Source organism: Sphingopyxis sp. (assembly GCF_051861155.1).
GTDB lineage: Bacteria > Pseudomonadota > Alphaproteobacteria > Sphingomonadales > Sphingomonadaceae > Sphingopyxis.
In genome coordinates, this window is record NZ_JBHYDE010000005.1 from 258,953 (window position 1) to 280,478 (window position 21,526).

Sequence of the window (21,526 nt, forward strand, 5' to 3'; positions counted from 1 at the left end):
GAGGCATTATGTTGCGACCAACGCTGTTCCTCGCCGCCGCGCTCCTGGCCTTGCCGCTACACGCGCAGGCGCCCGCGCCGGGCGCCAACATTCGCGGCGCCGAATGCCTGATCCGCGCCAATGCGACCCCGACGAGCTGGCTGATCCAAGGCTATGACCCGTTCGACGGTGCCATTCCCGAAGGCACGTTCGGCGTCACCTTCGTCAACGAAGGCGCCGCGGAATGTCGTTTCACGCCGACGTTCGAACTGAGCCAGCCGCCCTTTGGGCTGTCAAAGGGCAGCGGCAGACCGATCGGCTATGCGCTGCTCAATCTGACCGACACGCAGGACGTGACGCCGCGCGCCGGACGAACGCAGCGCAGCCCGTCGCAGCGGATGATCACGCTGGGCGCCAATGCGTCGCGCACATTGCTATACAAACTTGTCGCCGATCCCGACGACGTCAAGGATTCGGGCACCTTTACCCAAGACGTGACGCTGGAGGCGCAGGACAGCAGCTTCCGCTCGCTGGGCGGCACGCGCATCGTTTTGGGCATCGATATCCTGCCATCGGCGCGGATCGGTTTGGCGGGCGCCTATACGACGAACGATGGGCATGCGGTCGTCGACCTTGGCGAACTGCGCCCCGGCGTCGCGCCGGTGCCGCTTCAGCTTCGCGTCGCCAGCACCGGTTCCTATGACCTCAGTGTCACGTCGGCCAATTCGGGTCGCTTGCGGTTGGGATCGAGCGAATGGTCTGTCCCTTACAGCCTGGCGATCGGCGGCAATGCCGTCAACCTGACCGGTGCGCGCACCATATCGGGGCCCACCAACGGCGGCCTTCGCCGCGATGCGCTGCCCATTCAGTTCGTCATCGGCAACACCGCCGACCGCCGCGCCGGGGTTTACAGCGACGTCATCTCGATCTCGGTGACCGCACGCTGAGGCGATCCGGCTCGCCTGCCCGGCCTTAACTGAATGTTAGATTTGCCAGCCTAAACAATCATCCAAAGCTTCGGCCTGTAGGCGGAAAGGTTAGCGGATGATCAGGAAGTTTTCGCTCGGCATTGCCAGCGTGGTGCTCGTTGTGGCGCCGACGGCGGCCATGGCGGCCACCTACGGCTTTAACCTCAGCCTGACGGTTGCGGTCAACTGCACGGTCCAGCATCAGCCGACCGGTTTTGGCGCGATCAGCGGCGATGCCGTGTCGCTCGGCAGCTTTCGCGAATATTGCAACGCACCGACGGGCTATGATCTGGTGATCAGCTATGCGCCCGGGTCGTTGGAAGGCACCCGGATCATCGCCGGGGCCGACGAAATCATTCTCAACGGCTCGGGGCAGGCGGTGCTGAGCCGCACCAGCGGCCCGCGCGTCCGCGAGCGGCCGATTGCGGCGGTGCCGGGTGGCAATGGTTTTGACACCGATCGTTTCGAACTGATGATCGTCCCCAGCTGACGTAACGGCGAACGCGCTTGCGGCGGTGCGGCAAACTCCGACGCCTCCCGGCCCCCGATCAATCCAGAACAAGGTCGACGCATCGCGCCGCACGCGGGGCTTGCTGTCGTTCGTCACCCTTTTTCGCGCATTCCGTCCCGATCGACGGAAGCGCCACTGCGGCCCATTGTGGCACGGTTTCGGGGACGTGTGGTTCTCGCCTTATTTACAATATCGCAAGGCATTGCGCGCATAGCGGGGTCATATGGGGATCAGCAAGAGTTTGATTTGATGGAAATACCATCGCGGATCACATCCGGCGAGCGGGGGGATGATGGAGCCGATGAAGGCCAGCGCGGCTTTTTCGGCATGATCGGATCGCGCATCAGCAAGCAGCGCGGCGACGTCGCGCCAAACCTGCACACCCGTGAAGCCTTGCTCCTCCTCCAGAATTACGAAGAAAGCGGCCAGGGCTGGTTCTGGTCGACCGATGCCAAGGGTCGCTTGACCTATATCACCGATTCGGTCGCACGCCTGATGGGGCGGACCAGCGGCGAATTGCTGGGGACGATCTTTACCGAGCTGTTCCTGCCCGTCGACAGCCATGGCGAACGCCAGCGCACCTTACCCTTTCTGCTGACCAAACAGTCGAAGTTTGACGAGCTGCCGCTGCGCAGTGCGTTCGAGGGCGACGACCGCTGGTGGGCGATTTCGGGGCGGCCGCAGCTCGACAGCGGCGGTAAGTTCGCCGGCTATCGCGGCAGCGGTACGGACATCACGGTGCAGCGCCGCTCGGCCGAGGATGCGTCGCGCCTCGCGCTCTATGATTCGCTGACCGGGCTTGCCAATCGGTTCAACATCTCGAAAAAACTCGACACCACGCTCGCCGCCTTTGCGCAGCAGCAGCGCGTGTGCGCGATCATGCTGCTCGATCTCGACCGCTTCAAACAGGTCAACGACACGCTGGGGCACCCGGCGGGCGACGCTTTGCTCAAACAGGTCGCCGAACGGCTGCTCAAGATCGTCGGCGACAAGGAAATGGTCAGCCGGCTGGGCGGCGACGAATTCCAGATCATCCTGCCCGACGTCGACGATCGCGGCAAGCTGGGCGACATGGCCGCCGACATCATCGCCAGCCTGTCGCAGCCCTATTCGGTCGAAGGCAGCCGCTGTATCATCGGTGCGTCGGTCGGGGTGGCGATTGCACCGTTCGATGGGCTGAGCAGCGACGATCTGGTCCGCAACGCCGACCTGGCGCTGTACGCCGCCAAGGGCAACGGGCGCGGCCGGTTCAGTTTCTATTCGAGCGACCTGCATCAGGCGGCCGAGATCCGCCGCGCGCTCGAGGACGATCTGCGCGACGCGCTCGTGCGCGGCGAGATGGAGCTTGGCTATCAGCCGGTGGTCAACGCCAAGTCGAACATGGTGACCGGGGTCGAGGCGCTGGTGCGCTGGACGCACCCCGAGCGCGGGCTGATTTCGCCGGCGGTGTTCATCCCGATCGCCGAGGAGGCCAATCTGATCTGGCCGCTCGGCGAATGGGTGTTGCGCAAGGCGTGCGAAGATGCGGTCAAATGGCCGGGCGACATGCGCGTCGCGGTCAATGTTTCGCCGATCCAGTTTGCGAACGAGGATTTGCCCAAGATCATCGCCAACGCGCTCGCGGCGACCGGACTCGCGCCCAACCGGCTCGAGCTGGAAATCACCGAAAGCGTGTTCCTGGGCGATTCGGCCGAAACCGGCAAGATGTTCAAGGCGCTGAAGGCGCTGGGCGTGCGCCTCGCGCTCGACGATTTCGGCACCGGCTATTCCTCGCTCGGCTATTTGCAGACCGCGCCGTTCGACAAGATCAAGATCGACCAGAGCTTCGTGCGCGGCGCGACCGAGCCCGGATCGCGCAACAGCGCGATCATCGCGGCGATCGTCGCGTTGGCCGAGGCGCTGGAAATGGAGACGACCGCGGAGGGCATCGAATCGCTCGACCAGCTCGAGCTGATCCGCAAGCTCAACGTCAGCCACGTCCAGGGCTATGTTTATAGCAAGCCGGTGCCGCACGCCGAGCTGCTCGACCATGCCGAGGCCGGGTCGTGGACGATCAAGCCGGCCGGGCCGGCGCGGCAGCGCAACGATCGCTTCTCGCTGTTCCGCACCGTCGGCGCGATCCACGACAATCACCGTTACAATGTCGTTATCCGTAACCTGTCGACGACCGGCGCCTTTATCGAGGGCATTTTGGACGTGCCGATCGGCACCCAGTTCGTCATCGATTTCGGCGAAGGCCAGCTGGCCACCGCGACCGTTCGCCGGTCGATGAAGCATCAGCAGGGCATCGAATTTGAACAGACGATGGTCAGCGACGGCAATGGCGGGCTGTGCACCCGCCACCGCGTGTCGCCCTATCTGATTGCGGCGGCGACGCAATCGACCGCGGCGATCGCGCTGCCGCTGTTCACGACGATGAGCGACTGGAAAGCCGCCTGAACCTGGTCGCGGGAACCCTCGTTCGGATTGCCCGTTCTGCTCCGCGAAGGAGACGAACATGGCCGACACGAAAATCTTTGCCCGGCTGAAGGCTGACCACGATCGCCACCGCAAGCTGCTCGACCAGATCGACGAAACCCAGGGCGACAGCCCCGAACGCGAAAAGCTGTTCGAAGCGTTTCGCGTCGAGGTGACCGCGCACGCCGCGTCCGAAGAAATGTCGCTCTATGCGACGATGCTCGGCAAGCCCGACCTGCGCGAAGACGCGCAGCACAGCGTGTCGGAGCATAAGGAAATCGACGATCTGCTCACCGAACTTTACGAAATGGACTTCGCCTCGACCGGGTGGCTGACGCGGTTTCGCACGATGAAGCACCGCTATCTCCACCATATCGAGGAGGAAGAGGACGAGATGTTCCCCGAGGCCGAAGAGGGGTTGTCCGCGGCGAAGCAGAAGGAGCTGCTAGCGATCTTTGAAAAGGAAAAGCCGAAGGAAAAGGCCAAGGCCGCCGCCGATGAACCGTCGAGCGACGACGAGAAGGAATAGGCCAATCTTCCGTCATCCCGGCGAAGGCCGGGATCTCGCCGGTGCGTATGGCATCGACGTCGAGATCCCGGCCTTCGCCGGGATGACGAACCAGAGGCGAAACCTCGACTTTGCCGGCCTATCCCGCCATAGGCGCGCGCGATGACCGCAAGATTCGCCTTTTCCATTGCCGCGACCGACGGCGCCGCGCGCACCGGCACGATAGCGATGCAGCGCGGCGAGATCCGCACCCCCGCCTTCATGCCGGTCGGCACCGCGGCGACGGTGAAGGCGATGCGCCCCGCCGAGGTGCGCGCCACCGGCGCCGACATCATCCTTGGCAACACCTATCATCTGATGCTGCGCCCGACCGCCGAACGGATGGCGCGGCTCGGCGGGCTGCACAATTTCATGGGCTGGGACCGGCCGATCCTGACCGACAGCGGCGGCTATCAGGTGATGAGCCTGTCGGCGCTGACCAAGCAGAGCGAAGAGGGGGTTGCGTTCAAAAGCCACCTCGACGGCTCGCGCCACATGCTCACCCCCGAACGATCGATGGAAATCCAGCGTCTGCTCGGCAGCGACATCGTGATGGCGTTCGACGAATGCCCGCCGAACGGGGTGGACGCGAAACGCGCCGAGGTGAGCATGGACCGCTCGATGCGCTGGGCGGCGCGCAGCCGCGCCGGGTTCGATGCGGGCGGCGAGCATGCGGCGCGCTCGGCCCTGTTCGGCATCCAGCAGGGCTCGCTTGACGAAAAGCTGCGCGCACGATCAGCCGCGGCGCTGATCGACATCGGCTTCGACGGCTATGCGATCGGCGGCCTGGCGGTCGGCGAGGGGCAGGCGGCGATGTTCGGCGTGCTCGACTATGCGCCGACGCAACTGCCCGCCGACAAGCCGCGCTATCTGATGGGGGTCGGCAAGCCCGACGATCTGGTCGGCGCGGTCGCGCGCGGGGTCGACATGTTCGATTGCGTACTGCCGACACGCTCGGGCCGCAACGGGCAGGCCTTTACCTGGGACGGGCCGATCAACATCCGCAATGCGAAATTTGCCGAGGATCAATCGCCGCTCGATGCGTCATGCGCCTGTCCGGTGTGTACGACCTGGTCGCGCGCCTATCTGCATCACCTTGTCCGGTCGGGCGAAATGCTGGGCGCGATGCTGATGACGCAGCATAATCTGCATTTCTATCAGGCGCTGATGCAGGCGATGCGCGATGCCATCGCGGCCGGAAAATTCGCAGCTTTTCAAAGCGATTTCGACGCGCGCTACCGGCGCTGACGTCAGTCGAGCTTGCTCAAAAGATCCAGCAGCGACTGGGGGATCGTCTCATCGACGGTCGATTCATACGCGCGGCGCAGGGCGCCGTTGACGTCCTGCCCCTTGGTCGAAGTTTTTTTCTCCACGCCCTTTGCCGACGTCTCGCCGCGTGGCGAACCGGTTTTAGGCGACATTATCGGGGCATCCGCTTAACATGGGGCCTGTTGCTAACCGCGCATTTATCAAACCGCAATGGCGCGTTTGTTCTTCCCCATGAAACTAATTTGCGGCTAAATCGTTCCCATGGGGTGAAATTATGTCGGCCGGCGCCGGTTTTTACCGCGTTCGCCGGTTTTTCTGCGGGTTAAGACCCGTATCAGGAGGGAAATTATGTCATTGGGTCAGGCGATCGCGCCGCATCTTCCATATCTGCGGCGCTATGGTCGGGCGATTTCGGGGAGCCAGCAAAATGGCGACGCGCTGGTCGCGCGCCTGCTCGAAACATTGGTCGCGAACCCCGGCGCGGTCGATACCGGTAGCGACCTCAGGATCCAGCTTTACCGGATGGTGCATGACAATTTCGGGCTGATGGCCGAAGCTGCCGCGGCGGGCGACGCTGCCGACCTCACTGACATCGCGATCGCCGACGCGCGCCTGCGCCGCATTCCGTCGCTGGCGCGGCAGGCGCTGCTGCTGACCGCGGTCGAGGGGTTCAATGCCGAGGACACCGGCCGCATCATCGGCCGCGATGCCGATGCGGTGGCGACGCTGATCGTCGAGGCGACCGACGAAATCGACCGCCAGACCCGCGCGCGCATCCTGATCATTGAAGACGAACCGATCATTGCGATGGACATCGAAATGATCGTGCGCGACCTGGGGCATGACGTCGTTGCGGTCGCCACTACGCATCGCGAGGCCGTCGCCGAAGCGCAGAAGCATCAACCGGGCCTCGTCCTCGCTGACATCCAGCTCGCCGACAACAGCTCTGGGATCGAAGCGGTGCAGGAAATCCTGACCGCGCTGAAAGTGCCGGTCATCTTTATCACCGCCTTCCCCGAACGGCTGCTGACCGGCGACCGCCCCGAACCGGCCTTCCTGCTGACCAAGCCGTACCAGCCGGCGACGCTGCGCGCGGCGATTTCGCAGGTGCTGTTCTTCGACGAAAGCACGGTGCCAGCCTGAGGGGCGGCTCCTAAATCCATCGTCATTGCGAGCGTAGCGAAGCAATCCAGAGCCTGCGTAAACCGCCCTGGATTGCTTCGTTTCCGCAAAGCGGAAGTTTGTCCTGAGCGCCTGCAAGGCAGTCGAAGGGCTCGCAATGACGGGGTAGGGGTTGCTACCTCATTTGTGGCGGGCGATAGCCAAGATCGATGACCCTTCTCGACGCTTCCCGCCGCCAGTCGGCGCTCGACCGCCTGACCGCCAACGCGCCCTTTCTCGCGCGGCTGGCGGAGATCAACCCCGGCGACGTCACGCGTTTCCTCGTCGACGGCACCGATGCCGCACTGGCGGCGGTGTCCGCGCCGGTGGCAGGCGACGACATCATGCGCGCGCTGCGCCAGTGGCGCGGCCGCATCGCATTGCTGCTCGCGCTCGGCGATCTGTCGGGCGAGCATGACGTAGCGACCACCACTCGGCTGCTGTCCGATTTTGCCGATCAGGCGTGTGACGCCGCGCTCGCCGCTGCCTTTGCCGAACGTGTGCCCGGTGAGGAACCGCGCGGCCTGTCGGTGATCGCGCTGGGCAAGCTCGGCAGCCACGAGCTCAACTATTCGTCGGACATCGACCCGATCCTGATCTTCGACCCCGACACGCTGCCGCGTCGCCAGCGCGACGACCCGACCGAGGCGGCAGTGCGGATCGCGCGGCGGATGACCGAAATATTGTCGGCGCGCACCGGCGACGGCCATGTGCTGCGCGTCGACCTCCGCCTGCGGCCGCATCCCGAGGTGACCCCGGTCGTGCTGCCGATCGACGCCGCGATTTCCTATTATGAATCCGAAGCCTTGGCGTGGGAGCAGGCGGCGTTCATTCGCAGCCGCGCGTCGGCGGGCGACCGCGTGCTGGGGAAACGCTTCCTTGCCGCGATCCAGCCCTTCATCTGGCGGCGCAGCCTCGATTTCCGCCAGCTCAAGGAAATCGGCGCGATGAGCGACCGGATCCGCGACCATTTTGCGCAGGGGCAGGCGTTCGGGCCGGGTTACGACCTGAAGCGCGGGCGCGGCGGTATCCGCGAGATTGAGTTTTTCGCGCAAGTTCACCAACTGATCTATGGCGGGCGCGACCCGTCGCTGCGCGTCCCTGCAACGGTCGATGCGCTGGCGGCGCTCGCCGCGGCGGGGCGGATCGAGGCGGATGATGCAGACCGGCTGTCGGGCCATTATCGGACGTTGCGCCGGATCGAACATCGGTTGCAGATGGTCGAGGATCAGCAGACGCATGGCCTGCCGGTCCAGCCCGCCGCGCTCGATTGTGTCGCGCGGCTCGATGGCGCAACCGATGGCGCGGCGCTGCTGGCGATGCTCGAACCTGTCGCGGCCGATGTCGGAGCTTGCTACGATCGGCTCGTCGCCGAACGCGCGGTGGCCACCGGCCTGCCGCGCGACGACGACGGACTAGCGGCGGTGCTGCTCGCGGCGGGATTCGACCCGCCCGGCGCCGCGCTGCGCACGATCGCCGAATGGCGCGGCGGGAAATTGCGCGCGCTGCGCAGCCCGGCGGCGCTCGATGCGCTCGAAACCATGCTGCCCGAACTGGTCAAGGCGCTGGGCGCGGCGCCCGATCCGCAAGCGACGCTAACCCGTTTCGACAAGCTGGTTGCGAGGCTGCCCAGCGCGATCAATTTTTTCCACCTGCTCGCCGCGCAACCGGCGTTGGCGCGGATTGCGACGCGCATCCTTGCGCTCGCGCCGACGCTTGCCGATGCGCTCGGGGTGCGGGCGCAGCTGATCGAGGGGCTGATCGACAGCCGCGCCTTCGACGCGCCCGCGACCATGGAACAGCTGCGCGCCGAATGGGGACCGGGGCTGGCGGCGCTCGACTATGAACGATTGCTCGACCGCGTCCGCGATCAGGTCGGCGAACGGCGCTTTGCCTATGGGGTGCAACTCGTCGCGGGCGCGACCGATCCGCTGACGATCGCCTGCGGCTATTCCGAACTGGCGGAGGCGGCGCTCGGCGTGCTCGCCGATGCGACGGTGGCCGAATTTGTCGCGGCGCATGGACGGATCGCCGACAGCGAGTTGATCGTCCTCGCGCTCGGACGGCTCGGGGGCAGGGCGCTGACCCACGCGTCGGATCTCGACCTCATCTATCTGTTCACCGGCGACCATCTCGCCGAATCCGACGGATCGCGCCCGCTCGGCGCGACGACCTATTACAATCGCCTCGCGCAGCGGGTGACCGCGGCAATGTCGGTGCCGACCGCGGCGGGCAAGCTGTACGACGTCGACACGCGGCTGCGGCCACAGGGCGCGCAGGGGCCGCTGGTCGTGACGCTCGACAGCTTCGAACGCTATCAGCGCGAGGAAGCGTGGACGTGGGAGCATATGGCGCTGCTCCGTGCGCGGCCGGTCTATGGGTCGAGCGCAGCGCGCGCCGAGGTCGAGCGGATCATTGCCGATCTGCTGGCGATCCCGCGCGACCCGGCCAAGCTTGCCGCCGATGCTGCCGAAATGCGCGGCAAGATCGCCGCGCACAAACCCGCGACCGGCGCGCTCGACATCAAGGGCGGCCCGGGCGGGCTCGTCGACCTGGAATTTGCGATGCAGGTGACCCAGCTCGCCAGCGGCCAGTGCCACGATCCCAATATTGCCGCGGCGCTCGGCTGTTTGAAGGCCGCGGGGCTGGCGCCCGACGGGGTGTGCGAGGCGCACGGCCTGCTCGCGCGAATGCTCGTGATGCTGCGGCTGACCGCGCCCGAGGGTGAGCCGCCGACCGCCGCGGCGCGGCAACTGGTGGCGAGCCAATGCGGCGAACCCGGCTGGCCGCAACTGCTTGCCGCGCATGATGCGGCGCGGCAGGAGATTGCCGACTGGTGGGCGTCGATTCGCCCGCAGCAGGAGAGTGAAAAATGAGCGGTCTGAAGTTGGGCGATGCCATTCCCGCGGTGAAGCTTCTCGATGCCGATGGACGGGCGATCGATCTTGCCGCGATGGCGGGCGCGCCGCTCGTCGTCTATTTCTACCCCAAGGCCGATACGCCGGGCTGCACCGTCGAGGCGCAGGACTTCACCCGCCTCGCGCCCGAATTCGCGCATCTCCATGCACAAGTACTCGCGGTGTCGCGCGACGCACCGGCAAAGCTGTGCAAGTTTCGCGATAAATATGGCCTGACCGTCCGCCTTGCTTCCGACGAGGACGGCGCGGTGTGCGAAGCGTTCGGCACCTGGGTCGAAAAGCAGAATTACGGGCGCACCTATATGGGGATCGAACGCTCGACCTTCCTGTTCGGCGCCGACGGCAAGCTGGCGAAGGAGTGGCGCAAGGTGCGCGTCAAAGGCCATGCCGAAGCGGTGCTGGAGGCGGCAAAGGCGCTGTAAATGCAGAGTTTGGGTGAAGCCGCGCGGGCGGTCCTGCTGACGCCGGACCCGCACGACAAGCGCCGCGCCGCGCGCGGTCTGGCACGGGCCTGGCGGCAGGGGCAGCTTGCGCATCGCTGCGACACGGCGATGCCCGACACGCCCGCGTGGCCGGCGGCGCCCGAACTGCTCGAACCCAGCCGGATGCCGCGGCGCGGCAAGGGCGGCTCCGAACGCGGCCGCATCGCGCTGCTCCACGCGCTCGCGCATATCGAATTCGTCGCAATCGATCTGGCGATCGACCTCGTGGGCCGCTTCGGCGACGAATTTCCGCGCGAGTTTGCCGATGACTGGATTGGCGTCGCCGCCGACGAGGCCATGCACTTTGCGCTGCTCGACCGGCGCCTGCGCGCGCTGGGCAGCCATTATGGCGCGCTGCCCGCGCATGCGGGACTATGGGAAGCAGCACAGGTTACCGCCGACGACGTGCTGGCGCGGCTCGCGATCGTGCCGATGGTGCTCGAAGCGCGCGGGCTCGACGTCACCCCGCCGACGATCGCGCGCTTTCGCGAAGCCGGTGACGACGCGTCGGCGCAGATTTTATCGCGTATTTGCGAGGATGAAATCCGCCATGTGCGCGCGGGCACAGTCTGGTTTGGCTGGATGTGCGACGAACGGGGATTCAACGCCGTTGAAACGTGGCACACCCTCGTAAAGGCGCGCTTTCGCGGGGCTCTGAAGGCTCCGTTCAACGACTCGGCGCGCCACGACGCCGGTCTGACGCAAGAATACTATAGTGTTATTGCGTCTTAACCATTGGGATAGCAGACAGGCTTCGCGGGGGATGAGCAATCATCCAAACCAACAAACACCGGCGCCAAAGCCTCTTTATGACTTTGGCGACATGGCACACGCGGGGTCGTATTTTGATAAACACTCTTCTGACGCAGAAGTTGCATCAAGTCGCAATGATCTGCGCCGCAGCATGTTTCGGACTGGCCTCTCCCGCCGTCCACGCTGCCGAAACCAGCGCCGATGCCGGCATTATCGCACCCGACGAACCCGATGACGACAGCTTCACCGCTGGCGTTCCCGCGGCTGGCGAGGACAGCGAGGCCCGCGCAATTTTCCAGGCGTGGAAGCGTCTCGACACCGGGCTGACCGCCTCGATCGGCGTTGCGGTGCCCTCGCGCCGCCCGATCGACCAGATGTCGCTGTCGTCGTCGTACGGCATGCGCGTCCACCCGGTCACCGGCAAGGTCGCTCGCCACAATGGCATCGACATCCCGGCGCCGCACGGCACCCCGATTTACGCGACCGCCGACGGCATCGTCGGCCGCGCCCAGCGCCTTGGCGGCTATGGCAATTATGTCGAGGTCGAACATGGCAACGCCATCCAGACGCGCTACGGCCATATGTCTTCTTATGTCGTCATTCCCGGCCAGTCGGTGAAAAAGGGTGACGTTCTCGGCTACGTCGGTTCGACCGGCCGTTCGACCGGCAACCATCTACATTACGAAGTCCGCATCGAAGGCGCACCGGTCAATCCGATGCCGTTCGTGCGGTCGGACCAAATGGCGATCGCCGCGATCACCGGCAAAGATGTCGCGATGGGCGGTCCCGAATAAGAGATAATGACGAGCTTTCCTGGGTCGGAGAGGAGGGGCGCCAGGCGGGATAACCGTCGCGGCGCCCTTTTCATTTGAAACAAAGCGCCTATCTAACGCCTATGGCCACGCAGCTTTCCGATATCACCCTGTCGCCCGCCGCCGCGGCGCGCGTCCGCTGGATCGCCGACCGCAAGGGCGAGGCTGACGCGGCGCTGCGCCTTGCTGTCGATGGTGGTGGCTGCTCGGGCTTCACCTATCGCTTCGGCCTCGCCGAAGGCATCGATGCCGATGACATCGTCACCGAAACCGACGGGGTAAAGCTGGTCGTCGATCCGATCAGCATCGACCTGGTCCGCGGCTGCATCGTCGATTTTGTCGATTCGCTCGGCGGATCGTCGTTCAAGGTCGAAAATCCCAACGCCGCTTCGGGCTGCGGCTGCGGGTCCAGCTTCTCGATTTAGAACATCTCCCTTCAGGTCAAATGAAGAGCTGTTCCCCGGCGAAAGCCGGGGCCCAGGGCGTCATAGAGCGACGCCTGTTCTCGGGTGCCCTGGGCCCCGGCTTTCGCCGGGGAACAGATACTTGCCCGAAAAGCGATAAAGGGCGAACAAGTTCAGGGTGACGAAGGGGCTGGGATCGGCGCCGGCTTGCTGCCATAGGTGCCCCATGAAAATCGCGACCTTCAACATCAACGGGATCAAGGCCCGCCTGCCGCGGCTGATCGAATGGCTTGAGGAAACGCAGCCCGATGTCGCTTGCTTGCAGGAACTGAAATCGAGCGACGAGACAATGCCGACCAAGGAGATCGAGGCGGCGGGTTATGGCTTTCTCTACCATGGCCAAAAGGGCTTCAACGGCGTCGCGATCCTCGCCAAGGGCACGCAGCCGGTGGAGACGCAGCGCGGCCTTGCGGGCGAGGATGAGGACGAACAGTCGCGCTATCTGGAGGCCGATGTTCACGGGCTGCGCGTCGCGTCAATCTATCTGCCCAACGGCAACCCGCAGCCGGGGCCGAAATTCGATTACAAGCTGCGCTGGATGGCACGGTTGCGCGAGCGTGCGAAATTCCTGCTTGCCGCCGAAATCCCGACGATCCTGACCGGCGATTACAACGTCATCCCGCACGACGACGATGTGTGGGATCCGCGCGTCATGGCGACCGATGCGCTGATGCAGCCCGAATCGCGCGACGCGTGGTTCCGCCTGCTTGGCGACGGCTGGACCGATGCAATCCGCAGCCGCCATCCCGGCGGCCATGTCTGGACCTTCTGGGACTATCAGGCGGGCGGCTGGCAGCGCGATCACGGCTTTCGCATCGATCATCTGCTGCTCAGCCCGGCGCTTGCCGACCGGCTGGTCGATGCGGGAGTCGACAAGGATCACCGCGGTCGCGAAAAAGCGAGCGACCATGCGCCGACGTGGGCGGTGCTCAGCTAAGCGTCGGGATAGAGCACCGTCATCACCCGTTTCGGGTCGAGCGCATAATGATGCGCTACCGCTGCCGCGATGACGCTTTCCAGCGACCGCGTCGGTTTGAGATCGCGCCCGTCATAGCGCGCTGAAGCCGCCAGCCCCGGCCAGTCGGCCGACACCTTGCCCCCCGCCGCCAGCCCGCCGCCGAGCAGCATCGCGGTCGATGCGGTGCCATGATCGGTGCCGCCGGTGCCGTTGACCTCGACCGTCCGCCCGAATTCGGTCGCGACAATCACCAGCGTGTCGTTCCACGCCGGACCGAGCCCGGTCTGCAACGCGCCGACCAGCTGATCGAGCCCGCGCAATTGTGCGTTCAGCCGCCCGCGCTGGGCGCTGTGCGTATCCCAGCCGCCGGTTTCGACCATCATCACCCGCGCGCCGTCAGCGGGCAGCATCAGCGACGCCGCGAGCTTGCCCAGATCGGCGCCGTTGCGGCCGTTGTTTCCGCCGATGTCGCTCGCCAGTTCCTGCGTCTTGACCGCGCTGTCCCACAGCGGGTGGAGCAGCTTGTCGTCGGCGTAGAGCGCCGACAACCGCGCGATCAGGTCGCCGTCGGCCTGCGGCAGGCGGCTCGGCGCATAGGTGCCGACCTGGACCGTGCCGCGCAGCGCCAGCGGCACCGCGGGGGCGATCGCCAGCGCGTCACGCTGGGCGGCGGGAAGCAAAGTCAGCAGCCGCCCGACCCAGCCGTCGGCGCGGCCATAGGGCCGCGCCCCGCCGCCCTCGAGCATATTCTGCCCGTCGAAATGCGACCGGTCGCGATAGGCTGTGGCGACGGCGTGAGCGAAATGCGCTTGGCTGCCGGTGTAGAGTCCCGCGGTCGTGACGAGCGCCGGATGCAGCGTGAACATCGCATCGAGCTTGGCCCCGCCCGCGGTTTCATCGGCGAGTGTCCGGCGCGCCGCAGCAAATGCCGGGTCACCGATCGGCGCCACTGTCGCCAGCCCGTCGGCGGCGCCGCGCTGGATGATGAAGACCAGCCGCTTCGGCGTCGCCGCCGCGGCATAGGCAAAGCCGGGCAGCGCACCTGCCGCGGCGACGGTGATGCCCGACAGGATGATCGAACGGCGGGAAAGGGTCATCGTCTATCTCCGCAAAAAGGCCGGGCTGGCGAACAGCATCGCGATGCCCTGTCCCGGACTGTCGGCGCGGGCGATCGCTTGCCCGGTCGCTGGGGTCAGCGCATCGGCAAGGACAAGCGGCGCCAGCTGACGCGCGTCGGCGCGATCGCCGATCCGCCCCGCGATCCGGCTCGCCAATTCGACGCGCTGCATCAGCGCCGCCGATCCGGCCCAGGTCGCGACCTTGTCGTCGTACCCCGCGGGCGATCCGGGGCGCCAGATCGGCTGGCCCAGCTGGGTGAACATCGCCGCGACATTCTGTCTTTCGCCCAGCGCCGGGATTTTCAGCGCGCGCAGCATCGACACCGTCCAGTCCCACGGCGATTTGAACAGCGTCGGCGCCGCGGCCCAGGGTTCGGGTGATGCGACAAGGGTGCGGTAGAGCGACGACAGGTCGCCGCCGGTCTTGACGAAATCGGCAGCCAGCCGATCGACCAGCGCCGCGGGCGGATCGTCGGCGGTGAAATGGCGCGCCAGCTTGGTCGCGATGTGGCGCGCGGTGGCGGGGTGGACGGCCAAATCGCGCAGCACCGCTTCGGCTTGCCCGGCGCCGGCGGCGTCATAGCGCCGGCACAGCACGGTCTGCGCGCCGGGTTCGTGCAGCGGCGCGATAAACACCGTCGCGCCCGGTTCGGCATCGGCGGGCATCAGCCGCTGGCCCGCCCCGCGGCCCAGCCCGGCGACGGTCAGCCCGGTGAGCGCCTTGGCAAAGCCGGTGACGTCGGCCTGCGTATAACCCGTCCGCACCCCCAGCGTGTGCAGCTCCAATATCTCGCGCGCCAGATTTTCGTTCAGCCCCGGCGCCTGGCGGTTACCACGGTTGCGGACGCGGGTCGCGAACGCGCTGTCGGGGCCGAAACTCTGCGCCTGATCGAGGTACAGCAGCATCGCGGGATGACGCACCGCAGCGATCAACAGGTCGGCGAACTTGCCCATGATATGCGGGCGGATCGCCTCATTCTCATAATTGCCGACAAAGCCGATCACCGTCTGCTTGTCCGCCGACACCGCGAAATGATTGGCCCAGAAATGGACGAGCCGTTCGGCGAAGGGGGTCGGGGTCGCGACCGCTGCGGTCAGCCGCGCCGCGGTGGCATCGACATAATGACGCCGGATCGCTGAGCGCGCCAGCCGCCGCAATTCGGGGTCCATGCCCTTTTCGGCGTCACTCATCGGCATGTCGGCCGCCTCGCGGCGCATCGCCTGGCGATCCTCGCGATATTCGACATAAGCGGCGGCGATCACCGCGCGGCCCGCGAGCGCGGTCAATGCGGCGGGCGCGGGGTCATAGTCGCCAAGCTGGCGCGTCAGCCAGGCTTTGGCGTCGCCGATCGCCGGATCGTCATAGCGGCGACCCAGGCCGAAGCGGTTTGCGGCAAGATATTGGACTGCCATAACAAAGCCTTTCATGCCCCAAACGCACGATGGCCCCATTTTGTCGCAAAGCTGTCCCAGCCGTCAGAGCATTTTGTCGTAGATTTGATACACGCGGTTAACCTTGGCATCGATCGCCTCGGCGACCGCGTTCATCCCCTGATTATCGTCGAGCACCCAGCCGATGTCGCCGCGCTCGGTGCCATAATCGCGCACCGCATCGCGGCGGATCAGCTCGATCATCATGAACGCCAGGGTGCTCGCCATGCGGCTGTTCTGCAGTTTTTTGGTGACCCCCATCAACGGCACGCGCAGGGTGCGGCTTTTGGGCTTGCGCAGCCACCACAGCAATCGAGCCCAGTTGAACGGCAGTAGCGAACCGTCCATGTCGATCAGCAATTCGTTGATGTTGGGCAGTACGATGATGAACGCCACCGCCTCTCCGTCGAGTTCGGCGACGCGGACCAGATCCTCGAACACGATCGTCTTCAGCTTTTTGCCGACAAAGGCGATTTCGCTGTCGGTCAGCGGCACGAAGCCCCAATTGTCCGACCAGGCATCGTTGAGCAGCCCCATGATCAAGGCTGCTTCGGCGTCGAAATTTTTCTTGTCGACCTTGCGGATGCGGATGCGCGCGTTCTTTTCGCCCGCCGCGACGATGCGGTTCACGAGCGGCGAAAAGCCTTCTTTGACATACACGTCATAGTTGATGAGCTGCTTGATCGGGCGATAGCCGGTGCCTTCGATCCAGCCGCGATAGAGCGGGCTGTTGTGCCCCATCATCACCGTCGGGCGGTTGTCGAATCCTTCGATCAGCAACCCGGGTTCGTCCCACACCGAAATCGACAGCGGGCCGAGCGCGCGGTGCATTCCCTGACCGCGCAGCCAGTCCTCGGCGGCGGCGAGCAGCGCGCGGGCGGTTTCCTCGTCCTCGGCCTCGAGCAGGCCCCAGTTGCCGGTGCCCGGACCCATGCCCTGATCGGCGGGCTGGGCGAGTGCGAGGTCGTCGATATGCGCCGAAATCCGCCCGACGGTACGGCCATTGCGGCGCGCGAGGAATAATTGCGCCCTGCCATGTTCGAACCACGGATTCTTGCCCGGGGTCAGCAGGTTATAAACCTCGCCCTTCAGCGGCGGCACCCACGCCGGATCGCCGCGATTGAGCCGAAATGCGAGCTCGACAAACTCGCGCGTGTCGCCCTTGTCCTTGACCGGGTGGATGGTGATCGGGCCGTCCGATTGTCCGCTCATACTGGTTTCCTGAAATGCCAACCCTATATCGATGAGGCCGCATTACGGCATCGCCGCAGCGCTGGCGACCCGCATTTGGCCATTTTGCTGCCACGAAATCATGATGAAGAGTGCAGGTTATGACGACGATCAATCCCCCGGCCGATCGGATCGCGACACCTTTCGCGCCCGTGGCGACCAAAATCCCGAAGTCGGCGATCGCCGACGACATGGCAATGATCCGCGCCGCGTCGGAGCTGACGCGCGACCTGACGACGCCAAGCCCGCGCATCTATTGGACCGACTTTCTGGCGTCGGCGTTCATCGGCTATACCGGCGTCGCGGCGGCGATTTTGGCGCCGACGACGGCGTGGGCGCTCGCCGCTGCGCTGGCCGCGATCCTCGCGCTCTACCGCGCCGGCAGCTTCATTCACGAACTGACGCATATTCGCAAAAACGCGCTGCCGGGCTTTCGGCTTGCCTGGAACATGCTTGTCGGGGTGCCGCTGCTGATCCCGTCGTTCATGTACGAGGGCATCCACAGCCTGCACCACAACCGCACCAAATATGGCACGGTCGAGGATCCCGAATATCTGCCGCTCGCGCTGATGAAGCCATGGACGGTGCCGCTGTTCGTGGTCACCGCGGCGCTGGCACCGCTCGCGCTGCTCGTCCGCTACGCCGTGCTGACCCCACTGTCGTTCCTGATCCCGCCGCTGCGCCGGGTGGTGATGGAGCGTTATTCGGGGCTGATCATCAACCCGCTGTTCCGCCGCAAGCCGCCCGAGGGCGAGTTTCGCCGCCAGTGGGCGTGGCAGGAAGGCGGCGCGTGGGCGTGGTCGAGCCTGCTGATCGCCGCGGGCGTTTTCGGCTGGGTGCCGCTGCGCGCGCTGCTGATCTTTGGCGCGATCGCCGCCGCGACGCTGGTGCTCAACCAGATCCGCACGCTCGTCGCGCATCTTTGGGAGAATGACGGCGATGTGCTGACCGTGACCGGCCAGTTCCTCGACAGCGTCAATGTGCCGCCGCCGGGCCTGCTGCCCGAACTGTGGGCGCCGGTGGGGCTGCGCTATCATGCGCTGCATCATCTGCTGCCTGGCGTCCCCTACCATGCGCTCGCCGAAGCGCACCGCCGGTTGAAGGACGTGCTGCCGACCGATTCGCAATATCATGGCGCGAATTACGACAGCCTGCCGAAGCTGGTGATGAATCTGGTGGCGGGGTCGGCGCGCGGCGCTGCCGCTTAAAACTCGAAGGCTATTCTGAGCGGTCAGGACGAAGGCGAACTTCGCTCGCCCGCCAGTTGTAGACGTTGCCCGCTAAATCGAGCTGGCGCTTCCTCCCGAGAACAAGAAGGCGCTTGGTCAAAGCGCGACCGCCCCAATCTTTATCGTCCAGCCCGGTGGTTGATAGGGCTGTCGACAAAACGAATGCGACTTTTCGCCAGCGTTCATCACAAGCGGCCAAAAGATGCTCGTCGAGTTCGGCGTTGCCCAAAAGCGCTTCTCCCATAGAATATGGGCGGTCGCCCTATTCCTCAGTCCGAATCAAAATCATCTCGCCGATCAGCGCGAACAATATGAATGGTCCCCACGCCGCCAGAAATGGCGAGTAAGCGCCCAGATCGCCCATCGCGAGGGCGAAATTGTCGGCGACGAAATAGGCGAAGCCGAGCCCCATGCCCAGGATCGCGCGGATGAACAGCTTGCCCGATCGCGCCAGCCCGAACGCCGCGACCGCGCCGAGCAGCGGCATCAGGATCGCCGACAGCGGCCCCGAAATCTTGTGCCACAACACGCCCTTCAGCGCGTCGACGGGCCGCCCCGCCGCCTCCAGATCGTCGATCGCCGCCTTCAGCTTCAGGAAGGGCAGCTCGTCGCCGTCGACCTGCGCCAGCGTGAACTGGTCGGGGCGCACATTCTTGGCCGCGACAATAGTGCCGAGCGGTTCGACCGTGCCCGAGCGGCGCAGGAAGCGGGTCGCGCCGGTCAATTCCCAGCCGCCGCCCACGACCGAGCGCGCGCTGTCGGCGGACAGCATCGACGACAGCACGCCGCCGGTGCGTTCGTAGATGGTGACGCCGCGCAGGACGATCGCCGGCCCACCGGTTTCGACCGTCGCCGCATTGATCAGGTCGTCGCCGTCGCGGACCCAGATATTGCTGCGCACGCCATTGTCGGGTGGCACCCTTTTATACTCGACCTTTTGCCAGGCGCTGAGCGCGGCGGTCGACCGGGTGACGATGCGTTCGTTGAAGGCAAAGCTGATCGCGGCGACGAGCAGCGCGGCGAGGAACAAGGGCGCCAGCACCTGGTGCGCCGACATCCCCGACGCCTTCATCGCCACGACTTCGCTGTTCTGGTTGAGCGTGATCAAGGTCAATATGGTGCCGAGCAGCACCGAAAAGGGCAGGAAGGTCTCGATAATCTGCGGCAACCGCATCCCGACGTAGCGCCAGACATCCGCATCGCTGTTGCCCGCGACTGCCAATATCTTGCCGCTTTCGCCGAGCAGGTCGAGCGTCTGCAGGATCAGCACCAGCGCGAACAGGATCGAAAAGGAGCGGACCAGGAACAGGCGTCCGACATAGAGCGCCATCGTGCGCGACGGGAAAAAATGAAGCTGGTGCATATCAGGTCAGGCTTTCCACGCCCCGCGGCTTGCGCTGGAACAGCGTCGCCAGCCCGCGGATCTTTTGCGTCGTCTTGGCCGCGACGCGTTCGAGCGCGCCGATCGGCTGGCCGCCCGGCACATGCGCGACGACATAATACATCCAGATCGCCAGCGCCGCGAACAGCAGGAAGGGCACCCACAGCGCGATCAGCGGGTCGATCACCCCGCGCGCGCCCATATCTTCGGCATATTGGTTGATCTTGTGCTGGGTCACCAGCAGCACGATCGACAGGAACACCCCAAGCGAAGAGGTTGAGCGTTTGGGCGGGATCGCCAGCGCGATCGCGATCAGCGGGATCAGGAACATCGACATCACTTCGACGATGCGGAAATGGAAATTCGCGCGCGATTCGAGCCGCGTCTGCACCGACTGGCTCTCATCCTTGCCGGCGACGAACAGCTCGGGGATGGTCATTTCGCGGTCGGCGCCGCCGCGAGTGCGGAACGCCTCGATCTTGGGCAGCGGGATCGGCAGGTCGTGATTGTCGAAGGTCAGCACCCGCGGCACCGCAAATTTTGGCGATTCGTGGATCAGCACCCCCTGCGACAGGCGCAGGATGATGGTGTCGGGATCGTCGGTGGCGAGGAACTGGCCGCGCGCCGCGGTCGCCGAAACGCGCTGGCCGTCCTTGTTGTCGCCGCGCACGAAAATGCCGCGCAGCGCGCGCCCATCCTCATAGCTTTGCTCGATCCGCAAGGTCATGCGGTCGCCCAATTTGGTGAATTCGCCGACCTTGATCGAGGCGCCGAGCGCGCCCGAGCGCAGCTCGAACTGCAACCCTTCATAGGCGTAGCGCGCGATCGGCTGAATGAAGCCGACGATCGCGAGGTTGAGCGCCGCCAGCGCGATCGCATAGGCGAACGGCACGCGCATCAGGCGCCCGAAACTCATGCCGACACCCTTCAGCACATCGAGCTCGCTAGTCGTCGCGAGCTTGCGAAAGGCCAGCAAAATGCCCAGCATCAACCCAATCGGGATGCCCAGCGACAGATATTCGGGGATCAGGTTGGCGAGCATGCGCCACACGACGCTGACCGGGCCGCCTTCGGTCGCGACGAAGTCGAACAGGCGCAGCATCTTTTCCAGCACCAGCAGCATCGCCGACAGGACCAGCGTACCCAGCATGGGAAAAAAGATGAGACGCGCGATGTAGCGGTCGATGGCAGGCAGCTTATTCAATCTTTCGTCGCCCCATCACCATGATTTGGCCGCAAATGGTTCCGATATGCCGATGCAAGGGCGACAGGAACCCGTGCCGGCAGGTGCATCATGCGTTTGCTGGCGTGGCTATAACCTCTGGAGGTATTGAGGTCATGTCGAAAATTTTTCTCGCCGGGATGCTCGCCGCCGGTGCCGCCGGCGCGCTGATTGCGCCCGTCGCGGCCGAGGGTGCTGCGCTGGGTCCGGCAGCCGCCCTGTGCAACAGCAATGCGACCGCCGTCCAGGTCGACGTCCGCGGTTTCAAGGCGCGCACCGGGACCGTACGGGTCCAGATTTACAGCGCGAACAGCAGCTATCTGGAAAAGCGCAAATGGATCGAGCGGGTCGACGTGCCCGTGTCGCGCGCCGGAACCATGTCGGTCTGCGTCCCGGTCAAGCAGCCGGGCAGCTATGTCGTGTCGGTACGGCATGACATGAACGGCAACGGCAAATCGGACCGCAGCGACGGTGCCGGGCTGTCGGGCAATCCCGACATGAAGGTCAGCGATTTCATCTTCAAGCGGAAGCCGAAATTGGCGACGGTCAGCTTTGCGGTCGGCGGCGCCACCAAGCGCGTCCCGGTCGTGCTGAACTACGTCAACGGCCTGTCGTTCGACCCGGTCGAATAGGGAC

The 21,526-nt window shown here is 65.2% G+C and carries 21 protein-coding genes; 14 read left to right on the forward strand and 7 right to left on the reverse strand.

The genetic code is table 11. From position 1 onward, the window contains the following. The first annotated feature begins 8 nt into the window (after positions 1-8). From ACTIFP_RS11330 to tgt, 5 genes are all read left to right on the forward strand, one after another. Positions 9-926, forward strand: coding sequence for a hypothetical protein (locus ACTIFP_RS11330; RefSeq protein WP_439568821.1), 918 nt, complete (start codon positions 9-11; stop codon positions 924-926). A gap of 97 nt (positions 927-1,023) precedes the next feature. Continuing rightward, on the forward strand, positions 1,024-1,437 hold the full coding sequence (locus ACTIFP_RS11335) for a hypothetical protein (protein ID WP_439568822.1): 414 nt from the start codon (positions 1,024-1,026) through the stop codon (positions 1,435-1,437). Positions 1,438-1,707: 270 nt separating this feature from the next. Beyond that, complete coding sequence (locus tag ACTIFP_RS11340; RefSeq protein ID WP_439568823.1) at positions 1,708-3,897, forward strand: EAL domain-containing protein; 2,190 nt, start codon at positions 1,708-1,710, stop codon at positions 3,895-3,897. A gap of 58 nt (positions 3,898-3,955) precedes the next feature. Beyond that, on the forward strand, positions 3,956-4,444 hold the full coding sequence (locus ACTIFP_RS11345) for a hemerythrin domain-containing protein (protein WP_439568824.1): 489 nt from the start codon (positions 3,956-3,958) through the stop codon (positions 4,442-4,444). A gap of 141 nt (positions 4,445-4,585) precedes the next feature. After that, positions 4,586-5,710: a tRNA guanosine(34) transglycosylase Tgt gene (gene tgt / locus ACTIFP_RS11350; RefSeq protein ID WP_439568825.1), complete on the forward strand. Its 1,125-nt coding sequence runs from the start codon at positions 4,586-4,588 to the stop codon at positions 5,708-5,710. 2 nt (positions 5,711-5,712) lie between these two features. On the opposite strand, the gene ACTIFP_RS11355 is transcribed toward tgt, so the two are convergent. Further along, complete coding sequence (locus ACTIFP_RS11355; protein WP_439568826.1) at positions 5,713-5,883, reverse strand: NepR family anti-sigma factor; 171 nt, start codon at positions 5,881-5,883, stop codon at positions 5,713-5,715. Between the two features lie 196 nt (positions 5,884-6,079). On the opposite strand from ACTIFP_RS11355, the gene ACTIFP_RS11360 reads away from it, so the two are divergent. The 7 genes from ACTIFP_RS11360 to xth all read left to right on the forward strand — a co-directional run bounded on the left by ACTIFP_RS11360 (position 6,080) and on the right by xth (position 13,258). Then, positions 6,080-6,874 carry a response regulator gene (locus ACTIFP_RS11360; protein ID WP_439568827.1) on the forward strand — a complete coding sequence of 265 codons (795 nt, stop codon included), beginning with the start codon at positions 6,080-6,082 and terminating at the stop codon, positions 6,872-6,874. Positions 6,875-7,062: 188 nt separating this feature from the next. After that, positions 7,063-9,768 (forward strand): bifunctional [glutamine synthetase] adenylyltransferase/[glutamine synthetase]-adenylyl-L-tyrosine phosphorylase, encoded by a 2,706-nt coding sequence (locus ACTIFP_RS11365; RefSeq protein ID WP_439568828.1) that lies wholly within the window; start codon positions 7,063-7,065, stop codon positions 9,766-9,768. After that, positions 9,765-10,232 (forward strand): peroxiredoxin, encoded by a 468-nt coding sequence (locus tag ACTIFP_RS11370; RefSeq protein WP_439568829.1) that lies wholly within the window; start codon positions 9,765-9,767, stop codon positions 10,230-10,232. The genes ACTIFP_RS11365 and ACTIFP_RS11370 overlap by 4 nt, the downstream gene beginning before the upstream one ends. Next, entirely contained in the window at positions 10,233-11,024 is a 792-nt protein-coding gene (locus ACTIFP_RS11375; protein ID WP_439568830.1) for a ferritin-like domain-containing protein, read from the forward strand. A 155-nt stretch (positions 11,025-11,179) separates the two neighbouring features. Then, complete coding sequence (locus ACTIFP_RS11380) at positions 11,180-11,839, forward strand: M23 family metallopeptidase (RefSeq protein WP_439568831.1); 660 nt, start codon at positions 11,180-11,182, stop codon at positions 11,837-11,839. Between the two features lie 101 nt (positions 11,840-11,940). Beyond that, the gene (gene erpA, locus ACTIFP_RS11385; RefSeq protein WP_439568832.1) at positions 11,941-12,282 is read left to right on the forward strand and encodes an iron-sulfur cluster insertion protein ErpA; all 342 of its coding nucleotides are present in this window, start codon (positions 11,941-11,943) and stop codon (positions 12,280-12,282) included. Between the two features lie 205 nt (positions 12,283-12,487). Then, complete coding sequence (gene xth, locus ACTIFP_RS11390) at positions 12,488-13,258, forward strand: exodeoxyribonuclease III (protein ID WP_439568833.1); 771 nt, start codon at positions 12,488-12,490, stop codon at positions 13,256-13,258. Here the strand turns inward: xth and ACTIFP_RS11395 are convergent. From ACTIFP_RS11395 to ACTIFP_RS11405, 3 genes are read right to left on the reverse strand one after another with little or no spacing between them, the layout of a single operon-like run. Further along, a complete protein-coding gene (locus tag ACTIFP_RS11395) occupies positions 13,255-14,376 on the reverse strand; it encodes a DUF1501 domain-containing protein (RefSeq protein WP_439568834.1) in 1,122 nt (373 codons plus the stop codon). The genes xth and ACTIFP_RS11395 overlap by 4 nt on opposite strands. A gap of 3 nt (positions 14,377-14,379) precedes the next feature. Further along, the gene (locus ACTIFP_RS11400; RefSeq protein ID WP_439568835.1) at positions 14,380-15,825 is read right to left on the reverse strand and encodes a DUF1800 domain-containing protein; all 1,446 of its coding nucleotides are present in this window, start codon (positions 15,823-15,825) and stop codon (positions 14,380-14,382) included. Positions 15,826-15,873: 48 nt separating this feature from the next. Beyond that, positions 15,874-17,040: an N-acetyltransferase gene (locus ACTIFP_RS11405; RefSeq protein ID WP_439568836.1), complete on the reverse strand. Its 1,167-nt coding sequence runs from the start codon at positions 17,038-17,040 to the stop codon at positions 15,874-15,876. A gap of 119 nt (positions 17,041-17,159) precedes the next feature. Here ACTIFP_RS11405 and ACTIFP_RS11410 point away from each other — a divergent pair, with 119 nt between their 5' ends. Continuing rightward, a complete protein-coding gene (locus tag ACTIFP_RS11410; RefSeq protein WP_439568837.1) occupies positions 17,160-18,266 on the forward strand; it encodes a fatty acid desaturase family protein in 1,107 nt (368 codons plus the stop codon). Between the two features lie 10 nt (positions 18,267-18,276). Here the strand turns inward: ACTIFP_RS11410 and ACTIFP_RS11415 are convergent, their stop codons facing one another. Genes ACTIFP_RS11415 through lptF form a run of 3 tightly spaced genes read right to left on the reverse strand, consistent with a single transcriptional unit; the run spans position 18,277 to position 20,818 of the window. Continuing rightward, positions 18,277-18,516: a hypothetical protein gene (locus ACTIFP_RS11415; protein WP_439568838.1), complete on the reverse strand. Its 240-nt coding sequence runs from the start codon at positions 18,514-18,516 to the stop codon at positions 18,277-18,279. Positions 18,517-18,549: 33 nt separating this feature from the next. After that, positions 18,550-19,650 (reverse strand): LPS export ABC transporter permease LptG, encoded by a 1,101-nt coding sequence (lptG, locus tag ACTIFP_RS11420; RefSeq protein ID WP_439568839.1) that lies wholly within the window; start codon positions 19,648-19,650, stop codon positions 18,550-18,552. Between the two features lies 1 nt (position 19,651). After that, on the reverse strand, positions 19,652-20,818 hold the full coding sequence (gene lptF, locus ACTIFP_RS11425) for an LPS export ABC transporter permease LptF (RefSeq protein WP_439568888.1): 1,167 nt from the start codon (positions 20,816-20,818) through the stop codon (positions 19,652-19,654). Between the two features lie 188 nt (positions 20,819-21,006). On the opposite strand from lptF, the gene ACTIFP_RS11430 reads away from it, so the two are divergent. Next, entirely contained in the window at positions 21,007-21,522 is a 516-nt protein-coding gene (locus ACTIFP_RS11430) for a DUF2141 domain-containing protein (protein WP_439568840.1), read from the forward strand. Positions 21,523-21,526 lie beyond the last annotated feature (4 nt).